Annotated in this window: 14 protein-coding genes; 5 read left to right on the forward strand and 9 right to left on the reverse strand. The window is 47.6% G+C overall.

What is annotated here, in order from left to right:
• Window positions 1–152: 152 nt before the first annotated feature.
• From rpsA to pyrF, 4 genes are all read left to right on the forward strand, one after another.
• Window positions 153–1,826 carry a 30S ribosomal protein S1 gene (gene rpsA / locus EPV75_RS06595; RefSeq protein ID WP_128384867.1) on the forward strand — a complete coding sequence of 558 codons (1,674 nt, stop codon included), beginning with the start codon at window positions 153–155 and terminating at the stop codon, window positions 1,824–1,826.
• 118 nt (window positions 1,827–1,944) lie between these two features.
• Window positions 1,945–2,250: an integration host factor subunit beta gene (locus EPV75_RS06600; RefSeq protein ID WP_029938106.1), complete on the forward strand. Its 306-nt coding sequence runs from the start codon at window positions 1,945–1,947 to the stop codon at window positions 2,248–2,250.
• A gap of 61 nt (window positions 2,251–2,311) precedes the next feature.
• On the forward strand, window positions 2,312–2,659 hold the full coding sequence (locus tag EPV75_RS06605) for a LapA family protein (RefSeq protein WP_128384868.1): 348 nt from the start codon (window positions 2,312–2,314) through the stop codon (window positions 2,657–2,659).
• Between the two features lie 49 nt (window positions 2,660–2,708).
• The gene (gene pyrF / locus EPV75_RS06610) at window positions 2,709–3,419 is read left to right on the forward strand and encodes an orotidine-5'-phosphate decarboxylase (protein ID WP_128384869.1); all 711 of its coding nucleotides are present in this window, start codon (window positions 2,709–2,711) and stop codon (window positions 3,417–3,419) included.
• Between the two features lie 28 nt (window positions 3,420–3,447).
• On the opposite strand, the gene EPV75_RS06615 is transcribed toward pyrF, so the two are convergent.
• From EPV75_RS06615 to EPV75_RS06635, 5 genes are all read right to left on the reverse strand, one after another.
• A complete protein-coding gene (locus EPV75_RS06615) occupies window positions 3,448–4,899 on the reverse strand; it encodes an ATP-binding protein (RefSeq protein ID WP_225972267.1) in 1,452 nt (483 codons plus the stop codon).
• Between the two features lie 147 nt (window positions 4,900–5,046).
• Window positions 5,047–5,748: a response regulator transcription factor gene (locus tag EPV75_RS06620; protein ID WP_128384871.1), complete on the reverse strand. Its 702-nt coding sequence runs from the start codon at window positions 5,746–5,748 to the stop codon at window positions 5,047–5,049.
• A gap of 55 nt (window positions 5,749–5,803) precedes the next feature.
• A complete protein-coding gene (locus tag EPV75_RS06625; protein WP_225972268.1) occupies window positions 5,804–6,739 on the reverse strand; it encodes a cupin domain-containing protein in 936 nt (311 codons plus the stop codon).
• 124 nt (window positions 6,740–6,863) lie between these two features.
• Entirely contained in the window at window positions 6,864–9,467 is a 2,604-nt protein-coding gene (locus tag EPV75_RS06630; RefSeq protein ID WP_128384872.1) for a glycosyltransferase family 2 protein, read from the reverse strand.
• Between the two features lie 118 nt (window positions 9,468–9,585).
• Entirely contained in the window at window positions 9,586–11,073 is a 1,488-nt protein-coding gene (locus tag EPV75_RS06635) for an RNA polymerase factor sigma-54 (protein ID WP_128384873.1), read from the reverse strand.
• Window positions 11,074–11,243: 170 nt separating this feature from the next.
• Between EPV75_RS06635 and EPV75_RS06640 the strand changes: the two genes are divergently transcribed.
• Entirely contained in the window at window positions 11,244–11,696 is a 453-nt protein-coding gene (locus EPV75_RS06640; protein WP_127119719.1) for a hypothetical protein, read from the forward strand.
• 288 nt (window positions 11,697–11,984) lie between these two features.
• Here the strand turns inward: EPV75_RS06640 and arsC are convergent, their stop codons facing one another.
• From arsC to dusA, 4 genes are read right to left on the reverse strand one after another with little or no spacing between them, the layout of a single operon-like run.
• Window positions 11,985–12,341, reverse strand: coding sequence for an arsenate reductase (glutaredoxin) (gene arsC / locus EPV75_RS06645; RefSeq protein ID WP_128384874.1), 357 nt, complete (start codon window positions 12,339–12,341; stop codon window positions 11,985–11,987).
• Between the two features lie 20 nt (window positions 12,342–12,361).
• Window positions 12,362–12,586: an exodeoxyribonuclease VII small subunit gene (gene xseB, locus EPV75_RS06650; RefSeq protein ID WP_029938115.1), complete on the reverse strand. Its 225-nt coding sequence runs from the start codon at window positions 12,584–12,586 to the stop codon at window positions 12,362–12,364.
• Window positions 12,587–12,607: 21 nt separating this feature from the next.
• Window positions 12,608–14,185: an exodeoxyribonuclease VII large subunit gene (gene xseA, locus EPV75_RS06655; protein WP_128384875.1), complete on the reverse strand. Its 1,578-nt coding sequence runs from the start codon at window positions 14,183–14,185 to the stop codon at window positions 12,608–12,610.
• On the reverse strand, window positions 14,182–15,243 hold the full coding sequence (gene dusA / locus EPV75_RS06660; RefSeq protein WP_225972269.1) for a tRNA dihydrouridine(20/20a) synthase DusA: 1,062 nt from the start codon (window positions 15,241–15,243) through the stop codon (window positions 14,182–14,184). Before dusA ends, xseA begins: the two co-directional genes overlap by 4 nt.
• Window positions 15,244–15,273 lie beyond the last annotated feature (30 nt).

The following is a 15,273-nucleotide window of genomic DNA, read 5'->3' on the forward strand; positions in this document are numbered from 1 at the left end:
GAAATCCTCGTTCGGTTGACGAATGGGGATTTTGTTTTTTGACGATTTGCTGACTTGTTGGGATGTCGGCAATATTAATAACGGACCCGTTAACTTTCTGGAAACCCCAATATGAAAGAAGTGAACGGCTATGAAAATTTGGTAAATTATCCATGAGTGAATTATCTTTCGCTGAATTATTTGAGCAGTCTTTGCAAGAAGACAAATTCCAAACCGGTTCTTTGATTATCGGTAAAGTTGTTGGTATCGATAAAGAAACCGTTTTGGTTGACGCAGGTATGAAATCTGAGTCAGCGATTCCTAAGAGCCAATTTGAAGATGCCAGCGGTGAGCTGGAAGTGGCTGTCGGGGATGACGTTGAAGTCTATCTTGAGACTTTGGAAGACGGTTTCGGTGAAACACGTCTTTCTCGTGAAAAAGCGAAACGCGCTAAGACTTGGGATCGTTTGGAAGCGGCTCTTGAAGATAGCGAAACCGTTACCGGTACGGTTACTGGTAAAGTTAAAGGTGGTCTTACAGTTGATGTTGAAGGTGTTCGAGGATTCCTTCCGGGTTCACTTGTGGATGTCCGCCCAATTCGCGACTTCGGCTTCTTGGAAGGTAAAGAAGTTGAATTGAAACTGGTCAAGCTTGACCGTAAACGTAACAACGTTGTCGTTTCTCGTCGTGCCGTTATTGAAGCTGAAAACTCTGTTGAGCGTGAAGCGCTTCTGGCCAATATGGAAGAAGGTTCTGTATTGAACGGTATCGTTAAAAACCTAACTGACTACGGTGCGTTCATCGACCTAGGCGGTATTGACGGTCTATTGCACATCACGGACATGGCTTGGCGTCGTGTAAACCATCCTTCTGAAGTCATCCAAGTGGGTGATGAGATTGAAGTGAAGGTATTGAAGTTCGACCGTGAGAAGAACCGTGTATCTCTAGGCATGAAACAATTGCAAGAAGATCCATGGACCGATATGGTTGCGCGTTACCCGATTGGTTCTGAAATCATGGGTAAAGTGGCGAACATCACCGACTACGGTGCGTTCATTGAGATCGAAGACGGTATTGAAGGTTTGGTTCACACATCTGAACTGGATTGGACTAACCGTAACATCCACCCATCCAAAGTGGTTCACTTGGGTCAGGAAGTTAAAGTTAAGATTTTGGACGTTGATCAAGAACGTCGTCGTATCTCCTTGTCCATCAAGCAATGTACCGTCAACCCTTGGGAAGCGTTCTCTGCAACCCACGCCAAAGGTGACAAAATCACTGGCAGCATCAAATCGATCACCGATTTCGGTATTTTCATCGGTTTGGATGGCAACATCGACGGTTTGGTTCACTTGACGGATATTTCTTGGTCTCAGTCTGGTGAAGAAGCGGTTCGCGAATTCAAAAAAGGCGACGAGCTTGAAACGGTTATCTTGTCTATCGACCCTGAGCGTGAGCGTATCTCTCTTGGTTTGAAACAACTTGAGCAAGACCCATTCGGTGAATTTGTCGCTGAAAACGGTAAAAACAGCATCGTAACCGGTACGGTTAAATCCGTTGACGAGAAAGGTGCGGTTGTCGACTTGGCAGAAGAAGTGGAAGGTTACCTTCGTGCTTCCGAGCTGGAAGAAGACACGCGTGATGCCAGCTCTGTCTTGAAAGTTGGTGATTCCGTTGAAGCGAAAATCACGAATGTGGATCGTAAGAACCGCAGCGTATCGCTTTCTGTTAAAGCCAAAGCGGCTCAAGAAGAAGCGAATGCCGTCAAGGACTATTCTGCAAACCAACCTCAAGCCCAAAACACTCTGGGTGATTTGCTAAAAGGTCAACTTTCTTCTGAAGAGTAATTGTTGTGAGATTCGGGTGCTCTGCACCTGAATCGGCCTTTTCAATCCGGCCGTATGTCTATGTACTTGGGCCGGACAACGATTCATTTTTAATGAATGAAGAAAGAGACAAATTACAATGACGAAGTCAGAATTAATTGAATTGATAGCCCGAAAGCAGACTCAGTTTAGTCAAAAGGATGTGGAACTGGCGATCAACCAAATCTTAGACTCGATGATAGACACTTTATCAGAAGGCGACAGAATTGAAATTCGTGGCTTTGGAAGTTTCAGTCTCCATCACCGAAAAGCACGCATGGGCCGAAACCCGAAAACGGGAGAGAAAGTCCAGTTAACTGCAAAACGTGTGCCGCACTTCAAGCCAGGTAAATCCTTGCGGGATCGTGTGGATGAGTCAAAGGATTTTACCGATATTATCGGTTAATATCATTTCAACTCAATTATGAAAAGGTTACAATATTGAAAAAATATTGTGGCCTTTTTTTATGTCTCGAATTCTTTCACTGATCATCACGCTGTTATTCCTTTCTGCCGGTTTGATTTTAGGGGTCCTTAACCCAGCCATCGTTCCATTCGATGTTTTTTGGACTCAAATCGAAATTCCGCTTTCATTATTATTGGCCATTGCCGTGGTTATCGGTATGCTGTTGGCGGGCTTTTACGCCTTTTCACAATTGATTAAGTTAAAGTGGGAACTGAGACGTTCCGAAAAAAACAATAAAAAACAAATGGATGAAATCATCAGTTTGAAAAAAGACATTCTCGATTTGCAGAAAAAACAACCGGAAAGCGCTGATGCGTCAACCTCACTTGAAATGCTTTCCAAACCTTGAAAAAAGCCCGTCTTCTAGCCTTTACGTTATTTTGATTTACGAGTAATTTATGACTGATATGATTTCTTCCGACCCCAAGGTCGTGGTGGCGTTGGATTTTCCAAAAGAATCCTTAGCGCTTTCATTTGTTGAACAATTGGAACCGAACCTGTGTCGGTTGAAGGTAGGAAAAGAACTGTTTGCCATCGGCGGACCTCAGTTGGTGGAAAAACTGGTCGGCAAAGGCTTTGATGTATTCTTGGATTTGAAATACCATGACATTCCCAACACCGTAGCGATGGCTTGTAAAGCGGCGGCGGAATTGGGCGTTTGGATGCTGAACGTGCATGCTTTGGGTGGTCGTCGCATGATGGAAGCCGCCAAGGAAGCCGTGATGCAATGTGAACAGCCGCCTTTATTGATTGGCGTGACGGTTCTGACCAGTATGGAGCAATCCGACTTGGCGGAAATCGGGCTACCCGGCACACCGAAAGAAAATGTCTTGCGATTGGCAGGCCTGGCCAAATCATCCGGTTTGGATGGTGTGGTCTGTTCTGCACAAGAAGCCAGCGCCATTCGTAGCCAGTTGGGTGACGACTTTTGCTTGGTGACGCCCGGCATCCGCCCGGCCAACAACAGTGCCGGCGATGACCAACGCCGTATCATGACGCCGGCACAGGCGATGGAAGCCGGTTCGAGTTATTTGGTGGTCGGTCGACCGATTACTCAAGCGGCGGATCCGGTGGCCGTGTTGAAATCCATCAACGATTCCATTCGATAAGTTTTTATCTGATTTTAAAGCTGTCGATTTAAGCCTTATAAATCGGCAGCTCCAACCGAAATTCCACACCGTAAGCTTCGCCGTCCGCGTTAAACAGGTTATAGGCTTCGACATTGCCTTTGTGAAAATCCGTGATTAGCTTAACGATGAACAGCCCTAGTCCTAAGTGGGTTTGGTCGTCGGCGTTCACTTCCCGAATCGACATCATGCCGTCGAATATTTGTTTTTCGTAACCGTTTGGTAGGGCCGGTCCGGAGTTCTGGACCGAGATCACCACATCTTTGTCGGTTTGGTGGGCGGAAATCTTAATGGGCGAACGATGATCGTTAAAGTCTTTGGCATTGCTGATGAGCTTATCCATCATCTGTTCAATCATGAAGCCATCACCCAGTAATAAGGTATTATTTTTCAAGCGGTAATCGACTTCGATTTCACTGGCGTCGTTGGTTTCCCGAATGCTGTCCAGATAATGTTGGAGCATCTCGCCGACGTCAAAGGCTTCCGGTGTTTGAGAGTGCAAACTGTCTTCGATGCTGGAGGCTTCGGACAGGGAGGCAATGATTTGTTTAAGCTGTTCCAGGGCATGCTTGGAGTATTGGACCTGTTTGTGCTCCACGTCTTTTTCCAACAGCGACAGCGACATCGATAGACGGTTTAACGGATTATGGATTTCATGGCGTAAGGTGCGCGGTAACTGCTTCAGATAACGTTCATAGGATGACAATTGCGTGAGCATTTCGTAAATGTGGTGGCGCAGATCGGACAGTTCGTCATGATACCCGCGAATGCGCGTATCCGGGAAGGAAAGCTGGTTGACCTTGCCGTAGTTATCGAAGGTGTTGCTAACGTCCTTATCCAGACGAACAATGCGATTGGAGAGGGAGGCGGTGTAAAAAATCGCACCCAAAATCACCAGTAGAAACACCACGCCACCGATACCGATTAATCGATAAAAATAGTTCAACGATTCGGATAACAGACTGTCCATGGTTTGTTCCAACACTGCCGCGCCGATGATTTTGTTTTGCAAACGTAAAGGTGTCGCCGACATCAACGAAATCGGCTGATTGTCGCGGTTCATTCGGTATTGCTGAAAGGTTCGGCCGTTGATGGCTTGGCGAATCAGGGCAATTTCCGGGGTCTTGCTTTGCGGATACGGGTAGGGCAAGGTGTAGGGGATGATCGTTGAAAACGTCTTAATCAAAAAGTGGCCCAATAAGCTGAAGGGGTCGCGGTTTTTTTGTGCGCTTTCGTCGTAATTGGGTAAGCGGCCGACGACATACGTGGCCTGCCCGAATTCATTGACAATCCACAGCACGGATTTTTCCAGGTTGAGGTGCGCCAATTGACTGGTGGGGTTACCGGCTTGAATCTGCAATGCCCAGAGGTCGGTACGGTTTTCCAGAATATAAGATAAGTTGACAACGGTTTGTTGCTGGATAATGGCTTGGTTTTTCAAGAGCAGGCGGTGAAGGTCCACCGCAAACTTATAGGCAAGAAACGGCAATATTGTTAGCAATAACAATAAGATAAAGAACCTTGTTCGAATGGAGAGTCGCAATTGAAAAGGGGGCTTGTTTTGCATATGGCTCCTTAAGTGCGATTCTCCGGAATGAGCCAGGCCTGGCTATTTTTCATACCAGCTGTAGCCGCGTCCATATTCGTTGTGAATCAAGTTGAACTCCGGATCGATTTTCTTGAACGCCGAACGGATACGACAAATATGGGTATTGATGGTGTTACGTTCAACCACGCCTTGAGTGGATTCCTGCAGTGTGTCGTAGGTAACGACACCGCGCTCACCGGTCAAAGCGAACTGCTTCAACATTTCAAATTCGGTGGCGGTCAAGTCCAGCGCTTTATCCTGCCAGTAAGCCTTGAACTCTTCGTTGGCCAAGCGCAAACCGTCAATAATCGACTTTTCGGCCTTGTCCGCCGTCGGCGCCGTGCCGGTAATGCGCAGCAGGTTTTTGACTTTGGCGGTCAGAACGCTCAGGCTGATAGGCTTGGGTAAATAGTCGATAGCACCTAAGGCATGGCCGGTATAAATATCGAATTCGGATTGGCGTTCCGACAGAAAAATCACCGGAATGGCTCTTTCGTAAGACAACAGGTGCTTGGCCAGTTCAAAACCGCCGTCGATTTCATTACCGAGAATGATGTCGGAAATGACCAGGTCTGGTAACGCTTCATCAAAGCTGGCTTCAGCGGGTTTACGCTCGGTAAAGGCTTTGACTTGGAAGCCTTGTTCGGTCAAAGCGGTTTCGAGGTTTTCCAACTGAAGCGGATCGTCTTCGATAATGGTGATGGTGTAATCGGTGTTTAACATAGCCGTGTTTTCTCCACAATACGGGTTATTCCCTAATCGCTTTATTCTATGCCGCTTACGCGATGTATTGGAAGTCCAGTACTTGCATATTCATAATGATTCCAGCATCTTGAATCGGCAGCACAATGGCATCCTGGTCGGAATGGTTGTGGTGTGAGTGCCACCAACCCGGCGGGGTGACGAAAACCGAACCTGGCGTCCACATGGCCTTGACTGGATTGATCAGGTTGCCGTCGGCATCGATTTCCTTGGCAATCATGGTGTAAGTGTCGGGCCCGGCATCCACGCAATAATCCAATGCAATGGAGTTATGGCGGTGCGGTTTTTGCACCACGCCAGCCGGTAGCGCGTTGTACAGCGACCAAAGCGTATGGGTCAGCGTCATGGTTTGCGGAAAATGCGGGTTTGCCAATAGGACGCCAGTGCGATTTCGGCCGGCGGCTTCTTCACGAATTGCATTGAGTTCTTTGGTCAGGCGTTCTTTGGTGTAAAGCACCGGTGAAAAGCGCTTGGTTTTCGGTGCGACGCCGAGGTAATTCAGCAACGGGCCGTCATGCACCCAATACAAGGCGCTGTCTTTTGTGGCAGTGTGTAAGGCATCCGGAACGGCTGGCAAGGTGAACAAATCACCTTCTTTCCATTCAATGGTTCCTTCAGACATTTGTGTCTTACCGGCACCGCGAATGACGAAAAACATTTGCGATGTCGCCTGTGCCTGGGTCTTCAGGGTATCGTTCGGGTTGATTTTGATGAAGTTCGCCATCAGGTTCGGGCTGGTCGCCGGGTATGAAATATCCAGGCTTTTCGATAAATCAAAGGGAATAATGCGCGTGTCGCCCTGCTCATGCAGACTGGAAGGGTAGTCCACAACATCGATTTTCGGCATCGGCGGGTTTACGGCAGACATGTACTCTTTAAAATCGGCTTGCGCTTCCCATTGTTGCTGAGCAGCTTCTTGACGTTGTTCAACGGCTTGCTTTGGTATGATCATCCCGATATTCCTAATTATATAAATGAATGGTCGTCTTTATGCGGCCAACCCCCAAAAAGGCCAGGCCTGGTCAAAATGGTTTATAGCAAACATTTTACTGCATGGCTTTATCGAATTCCAAAAATTAGCCGGTTGTCACTGAATTGAATCGCAGCCATCGAGCGGAAACGGATGGAAACGCACTGATGGTCGATAAGATTACGGCTGCCAAATAAGGCATCATTTGCACACCCAGCACGATGCACCAAAACAATGTTTCAAGTGATTCGAAGCCCACTCGCCAGTAAATGACCAGCACTAATGATGCTAAAATCGTGACCAGTGCGGTTTCTTGGCCGGCGTCTTTCAATGCTTGCAAAATCGCCGCCGACTGGCGCCCTTTTGGGGTTCGTAAAAAGGGCACTTTTCGACCGATAAACAAACCAGACAACACGGCTTTTGCAATGGTGTGTGACAATGCCAGCCCGGCCACGGCCGCGCCAGTGGCCGTAACAAAACTGGCATGCATTCGAGTCAGATAAAGGGCCAGCATCTTCAATAGTTTGAAACCAAAGAATAAAATCGGCACCAGTGAAATCATAATATTCGGCGCATTAAAGTGAATCGGGTTGCTGATCATTAATAATGACCAGATGATGGCCAATAGCGTGAAAATAAAATTGAAACCATCGGCAATCCAAGGCAACCAGCCGGCGATGAAGTGGTAACGTTGCCCGAGGTTTAAGTGTGTTTGGTTGAGGAAAAGGGCGCCGGCATGTTCCCGCATAATCTGCATGGCACCATAGGCCCAGCGATAACGTTGTTTTTTGTAATCCATAAACGTATCCGGCATGACGCCGCGGCCATAGCTGGTGGATTCATAAGTGGCTTGATAGCCGTGTTCGAAAATTTTAAGACCGAGTTCAGCGTCTTCGGTAATGGTCGTTTCACCCCAACCACCGACTTCTTGCAGAACTTTTCGTCGAACCAATGTCATGGTGCCATGCTGGATGATGGCATTCCGTTCGTTGCGGGTCACCATGCCGATATGGAAAAAGCCTTTATATTCGGCATAGCACATGGCCTTAAAGGCATTTTCATTGAAATCACGATAGTCTTGCGGGGCTTGAACAATTGCCACTTCCGGTTCGTCAAAATGCACGACCAAGCGTTTTAACCAATCCGATTCAACCTGATAATCACTGTCGATCACAGCAATGGCTTCGGCCTCCGTATGCGTATGTTTTAATGCAAAATTCAGGGCCCCGGCTTTGAACCCTTCCAGCGGCGAAACATGAAAAAAACGAAATCGTGTGCCCAATTTTTTGCAATGCTGCTGAACCGGTCGCCAGACATTTTCATTTTGAGTGTTATTATCAATGACCAGTACTTCGAAACTCGGATAATCCAGGCGAGAAAGCGCATCGAGGGTCTCGATCATCATGTCCGGTGGTTCATTATAAGCCGGTACGTGAACGGAAATAAACGGCCAATCTCGAGAGGTTGAAGTCGTCTCTGGAAGGGAAGAGGGTAGTAAAAGCCGGCGATGTTTCCGTAACCAGAGGGCTTCGGCCCATTCGTGCGCTTCAACCAATATAACCAGCCAAACCCCCATGACCCCAAGCATCAGTAAGAGGCCAACCATTCGGCTGATCCAGTCTTGATAAAGCAGGGTGTGCTGATAAACAACCCAAATAATAACGGAGGAAGCGAAGAACGCAATGGCAACCAAGAAGGTCCGTCCGCGTTTTTTCAAATTACGGCTATCCATCAGTAAGAAAAGTACTAAAAATACCGCTAATAAAATGGATGCAATGGCAAGAATTCGCCATTCTTTAATCGGAATGATGGGTTTATAAAATTCGAATTTGGGTTGACGGTTTACATCATAAACACCCCAGTAAGCCCCGACAGCACCTTCCAGATCGGCTTTCCAAGGTTGATCAAAAGCTTCCATGACGTAGTAAACGTAACCTTCCGTTCGAGCTTTATCGAGGAAACGTCTTAAAAAAATGGCTTCGTTGGCATTTGAAGCAGAAGCTTCTTTGATGCTGCGTCCATTACTGGGCCAGCCTACCTCGGCAATGACAATCGGTTTGTTGGGAAAGTTTTCGCTCAGCAAAGCCATTTTATCGACAATATAATCAACCGCACTTTCTACCGGAACACCTTCCCAGAAGGGCAGCATATGGACGGCGAGATAATCTGCATGCTCGGCCAACTCCGGGTATTTCATCCAAACATGCCATGGCTCGGCTGTACTCACAGGAACATCCAGCGCCTTTTGCATTCTTTCAAGGTAAGCGGACATTTGATCAACGCTGATTTCTTTTCTCAGTACTGCCTCATTTCCGACAATGGCGCGCACAACATTGTATGGCGGACGATGAACAATCTCTTCCAGAGCTTTCAGTTCTTGTTCATTTGTTTCGAAGTCACCATCAATCCAGGCGCCGAGCGCGAGGTTAATGTTGTGTTTTGCCGCGAGCTCGGGAATCTCACCAAATACGCCTGTCGCGGAATATGTGCGAATAGCGTGAACCATTCCGGATAAGATCTCCAGGTCTTTTTCGATTGATTCTGTGGTTGGGTAAATCCCGGAGAAAGGGCTTTGATCGTAATGATATGGGGAAAATGCAAAACCGGGAATTGTGGTTGGCCAGGATGGTTCTTCAAGTGGTTTATTAAAATAAGCGTAAGAACCAAATGTGAAAAGAGCGAATGATAATAAGATGAGTAAGTTTTGCATAACTGTTTGAAATATTTCACTATCCAGCGATGGAAAGAAAAATATTTTAACAGATTGTTACTTTTTCGTAACAATATATGAAGACGACTTGTCTGTCGACCAAGAAGTCAGCTAAAACTTATTTAAATTTATTGAGCTTTTTGCGCTCGCTGGACGATGGAATGTGCATCGCCTCGCGATATTTGGCAATGGTACGGCGCGCAACATTGATTTCTTTTTCTTCCAGTAACGCCATGAGTTTATTATCACTGAGCGGCTTGTTTGGATCTTCATCGTCAATCAATTGCTTGATGTGCGATTTGATGGCGATGGCGGATTGATCCTCGCTGCCGTATTGTGACACGCCGGTAGAGAAGAAGTATTTCAGTTCAAAGGTGCCGCGCGGCGTCTGCATGTATTTCTGATTGGTGGCACGGGAAATGGTGGATTCGTGCAATTCAAGGGATTCGGCCACGTCGCGCAACACCATCGGCTGCATGGCTTGTTCGCCTTCATCGAAGAAGCGTGCTTGTTTCTCGACAATGTATTTGCCGACACGCAGCAGGGTTTCCCCCCGACTTTGGATGCTTTTAATCAAGCCTTTCGCTTCAGTCAGTTGTTCTTTGATTTGTTTGGCTTCCTGGCTACTGGAGCCTAAGTCACCCGCCATATTGATGTATGCGGAGTTGATGGTCAGGCGCGGAAACGCATCCTGATTGAGTTCCACCATAAAGCCGTCTTTGGTGCGATACAGCTTCAAATCCGGAATCACGATTTCACCCTGGGTCGACGAATACTCACGACCGGGTCTTGGGCTGAGCGATTGGATTACCTGAATCACTTCGGTCAGTTCATCGTCATTCAAAAGGTAAATCTTTTTGATGCGTTTATAATCACGAACACTCAGTAAATCGAAGTTTTCTTCGATAATTTTGATGGCAGTGACGACATATGGGTTCTGGTGCAAGGCTTTCAGTTGCAGAATCAAGCATTCCGATAAGTCACGCGCGCCGACGCCGGTCGGCTCAAACTGTTGGATGACCGATAAAACGCCTTCGATGTCCGACAGGTGAATCAACAGGTCGGGTTCTTTTTCCTGAATATCGGCCAGAATGTTTTCCAATGGCGTTTTCAAGTAGCCTTCATCGTTGATGTCGTCAATGATGTAAGACGCAATGAGTTCTTGCGTTTCGGTCCAAGAATAAATGTCGGATTGCCAATACAGCTTTTCACTCAAAGTCACTTCGGACGAAGTATAGTTTTCCGGAGAGGTGTAATCATCGTTGTCGGATTTGATTGAACTGGAAACAGGGGAGATGTCGGTATACACCTCTTCCCATTCACAGTCGATTTGTAAATCGTCGGACAGCGTGTCGGACGCTTCGATGTCAATCTCATTCTCACTGGCATCCGAGACTTCGGCGGCTTCTTCTTCTGAAGCGAACTCTTCGGCGTCTTCCGGGCGGTCTTCATCCAGTTCCAGCATGAAGTTGGTTTCAAGCGTGGTGGAGATGGTTTGCTGAACTTCCAACGCGGAGTATTGCAGGATTTTGATGGATTGTTGCAACTGCGGTGTCAGTTTGAGCTGTTGACCGATATTGATTTGTAAGCCCGGCATTAACGCCATAGAGAATCTCTCCTTGGTGCCCGAAATGATTAATGGTTGAGTATCTCAGTAATGGTTATATAATAATCGAAAATTCGCCAAAACGGTATTATCTTGGCATAGAGATTTAAAAAACATGCCAATTTTTATTTTTAACTCAATAATACAAAAAAGACGAGAGGAGCGACAAGGTGTCAATCAAACAACAAGCGCATGAAATCGTTGATGCACTGCCGGATGATGCAGATTGGAACGAGCTGGTCAAAAGTCTGTATCGCAATCAAAAAATCACCTTGGGAATGACTGATCTCGAGTTGACTCAAAAAGACCTGTCCGAAGCGGAAATTTCAACCATTATGGGCCGTCTGGAATCGTCCAGCTCACGTCCGGACGACATGCGAGACACCCGCTCTTACAACCCGGGAAATGCCGCCACACTGGGCATGGTGGCTGGGATTGTCGCCATTTTCTTCGCCTTCGTATTCCCGCCAATTACCTGGTTGGCCGCGCCGATTGCGGTGGTGGCCGGTGCGATTGGTGTGAAACATCATCAACCAAGAGCTTGGGTGCCGATTTTGATGGCCATTGTGTCCATGGCACCAATGATTATGGTTTTGAGTGAACACGTCGATTACTTTAAATAGTTTTACGTTCAAAATAATCTCACCAAAGAAACGCCCAGGCCTGGGCGTTTTTTGTATCTGTTATTTACAAATCAGTGCAATTTTAGCAAACAACCTTTAAAAGGTTTCGCAACCAAAATAAGATAACAGGTTGATTTTAGTTGATTTTAAATAAAAACAAGTGAAACAGCCTTTGTGTTCGTCGTTATCGTATGTTCGCATAATGCATATTATGTTAAATTAGATATAACGTAAAAAAGTGCGCCGATCAGGCGCACCTCTTCCGTTCACGTTTGAGCGTTTTTAAATTCAGAACAAGCTGAGAACGTTTTCCGGTGGACGCCCGATAACGGCTTTGTCACCGATGCGAACAATCGGTCGTTGGATCAGTTTAGGATGTTGATGTAGGATTTCCAGCCAGGCCTGGCGGTTTGTTGCATTGTCTTTCAAGGATAATCCCAGTGCTTTGAATTCCGCTTCGCCGGTTCGTACGATCTCTGTAGGCGCGACACCCAGTAAATCACAAAGTGTGTCCATCATTTCTACCGTTGGCGGCGTATCCAGATACCGTACTTCCTCAATCTCAAAACCGTTTTCTTCTAATAATGTACGTGTTTGACGACTTTTCGAACAACGTGGGTTGTGATAAATAATGGCGTGTTTCATCTGACGTTCACTTACTTCGGTTATTCGTCATTGTCTGACGAGTCGTTATCACTGGCGATTCGCTTGTTTAAAGCCGCTTCAACAGCTTCAATGCGGGACTGACACACTTGATAAGCGCGTGTGGCTTCATCCACCATCGGCACCAGTTCATCGATGTCGATTTCTTCGGAATTTGATAGTTTCTGTGCGATTTCTTGCAGTTTCGCGTAGTTTTTTTGATAACTTTCGTTGGTGCTGTCGGCCATAACGGGTTCCTTTAGCAATGGTTATTCTTCTACGGGAATGGCTTGTATGGCGCCATCCTTAAAGGTGATTTCAATTTGCGACTGACGTTTCGCCACATCGGCGGACTTAATCGGTGTGCCGCCCTTTTTGTCTTTAACGATCGCAAAGCCACGATTCAATTGGGTCTTCGGTCCGGAACTCAAAACGAAACGAATCCACTGTTTATTACGAACGCGGGCTTTTTCCAAATGCTGGAACGGCGCATTGGCGACGGTGGTTTGGTATTGAGCCAATTGATGTTTCTGAAGTTTTAATTGACTCGAAACCTGATATTTAAGCTCTTGATTTAACTGTAATAAAGTGTGTTTTTGGGCTTGAACCAGCCCCAGGCTCTGTCGCTGAATTTGGTAATGCAGTGGCGTCAATAACCGCTTGAGTCGCTCGGTAATATTCAAGCTTTGCCGTTGCACGGTTTTTTCCATGTCGGCCAGAATTTGCTTTTGTTTTTGCACGTACAACTGGCTGGATTGTTCGATGGTGAGCCAATGTCGTTGCGCTTTTTGCGCGCCTTCGAAAATCGCCTGGCGAACACCGGCAATGACTTTACTCGGTGTGTCGAATCGCACTGCCGCGACTTCGTCCAGCAAGGTATTGTCGCGCTCGTGACCAATGCCGGTCAAAACCGGAATCGGCGCCATCGCAATCGCTTTGGCGAGGCTATAGACATTCAATGGCGTTAAATCCAATTTGGCGCCACCGCCGCGGATAATGATCAGGGCATCAAATGGGTTGGCTTGATGCAGTGCGTCAAAGGCCTCAAAGGCGGTGAGCATTTCCGACTCGACCTGTTCACCTTGAAAAGCGGAGTAGAAATATTTGAATTCGCAGAGTTCGGCTTGTTGCAGCAAGTCGGCGTCGGCGCGGAAATCTCCGAGCCCCGCGGCATTTGGCGGTGCAATGACCGCGACACGGAAAAAATCCGTCGGTAAAGAAAATTGTTTATTACGTTCGTATAGCTGCTCGGCCACCAATTGCTGACGAATCTTATTTAAATTGGCTTCCAGCTCTCCCAGTGTAAAGCTCGGATCGATGTCCTGAACCACCAAAGAGAAACCGAATTTTTCGTGAAAATTCACTTCGGCCAGCAACAACACTTTCTGGCCTGGTTTTAATTCGGAACCGGTTTCTTTGGCAAAAGTCTCTAAAATACGAGTGACTTGGCTTTGCCAAATCATCGCGCGGCAGGTGGCAACCGCCCCGCCGGTTTCAGCAGTTTCTGTCAGTTCCAGATAAACGTGCCCTCGGCGTTCATTCAGGTTGGCGATTTCCGCTTTGACCCATACTGCACCGGGAAAGGATTGACGCAAAGCCGATTGAACCTGGAACATCAACTGCCCCAGCGTAACGCCCTTTTCCTTTTCATTCGCCGGCACGGCGTCCGGCGACAAGGGTGAATCGACAATCGACAAGGTTGGCTGATTGGGCAACCAGCGTTCGAACGGGGTTAAATCCTCCGAAAGGTTGTCGGGCACATACCATTTTTTCTCCATGGGGCTCCAACGAGCCCCTAATGATTTGGCGGCGTCTTTTTCGGCGAAGGGCACTTCCAGTAAAATCATCGGTTTTGCTCTTCCATGCGTTGGATTTCCTGGGCCACACGGCGGTAGGCTTCCTGCAATACTTCAATCCCGGCCCCCGGTTGGAACGCATTTTCGGAAATGTAACGGCGCCACATACGCCCGCCCGGCAAGCCGGCAAACAGGCCAAGCATATGGCGGCTCACCTGGTTCAGCTTGCCGCCAGACGACAAATGACGTTCGATATAAGGGTACATGGCTTCCAACACGGCTTCCCGATTCAATGGTTCAGACACATCATCATAATAAAGCCGATCGACTTCCGTCAATAAATACGGTTTTTCATACACCGCACGCCCGAGCATGAGGCCGTCCACCGCTGGCAAATCTCCATCGGGTTGTAAAAACGCCAAACCGTCTTGCGGCGACGCGATTCCACCATTGATGGCGACCGGAAACTCTGGGAATAATTGTTTAATGCGTCGAACCCAGTCGTATTTCAATGGGGGCACTTCGCGGTTTTCCTTGGGCGACAAACCTTGCAACCAGGCTTTACGGGCATGGATAATCATGCCGTCGGCACCGGCGTCGTGCACTTGAGTGACAAAGTCCACCAGCGTTTCGAAATCTTCCTGGTCGTCGATACCAATCCGAGATTTCACCGTCACCGGAATTTTCGATACGGCGGCTTTCATGGCCGCCACCCCTTCTGCCACCAAACCGGGATGCCCCATCAAGCACGCGCCAATCATATTGTTTTGGACCCGGTCGGATGGGCAGCCGACATTAAGATTGATTTCCGAATAGCCCCATTCCTCGCCCAAAGCGGCGCATTTGGCCAAATCCTCCGGCCCGGAACCCCCTAGTTGCAAGACCACTGGGACATCGTCCTCGGAATGCCCGAGAAACCGCTCCAGGTCATCGCCGTAAATAATCGCGCCGGTGGTGACCATTTCCGAATACAGCCAGGCCTGGCGGGTTAGCTGACGATGAAAAACACGACAATGACGGTCGGTCCAGTCCAACATCGGCGCCACAGAGAAGTGTTGGGCACTGCAGGTCGGTTGACCGGTGGTTTTTTGAAGGGAGTGGTTGAGCAAAACGCTTCCTTATTGCGAATCAACAAAGAA

This window comes from Hydrogenovibrio thermophilus, from assembly GCF_004028275.1.
In the GTDB taxonomy this organism is placed as follows: Bacteria; Pseudomonadota; Gammaproteobacteria; order Thiomicrospirales; family Thiomicrospiraceae; genus Hydrogenovibrio; species Hydrogenovibrio thermophilus.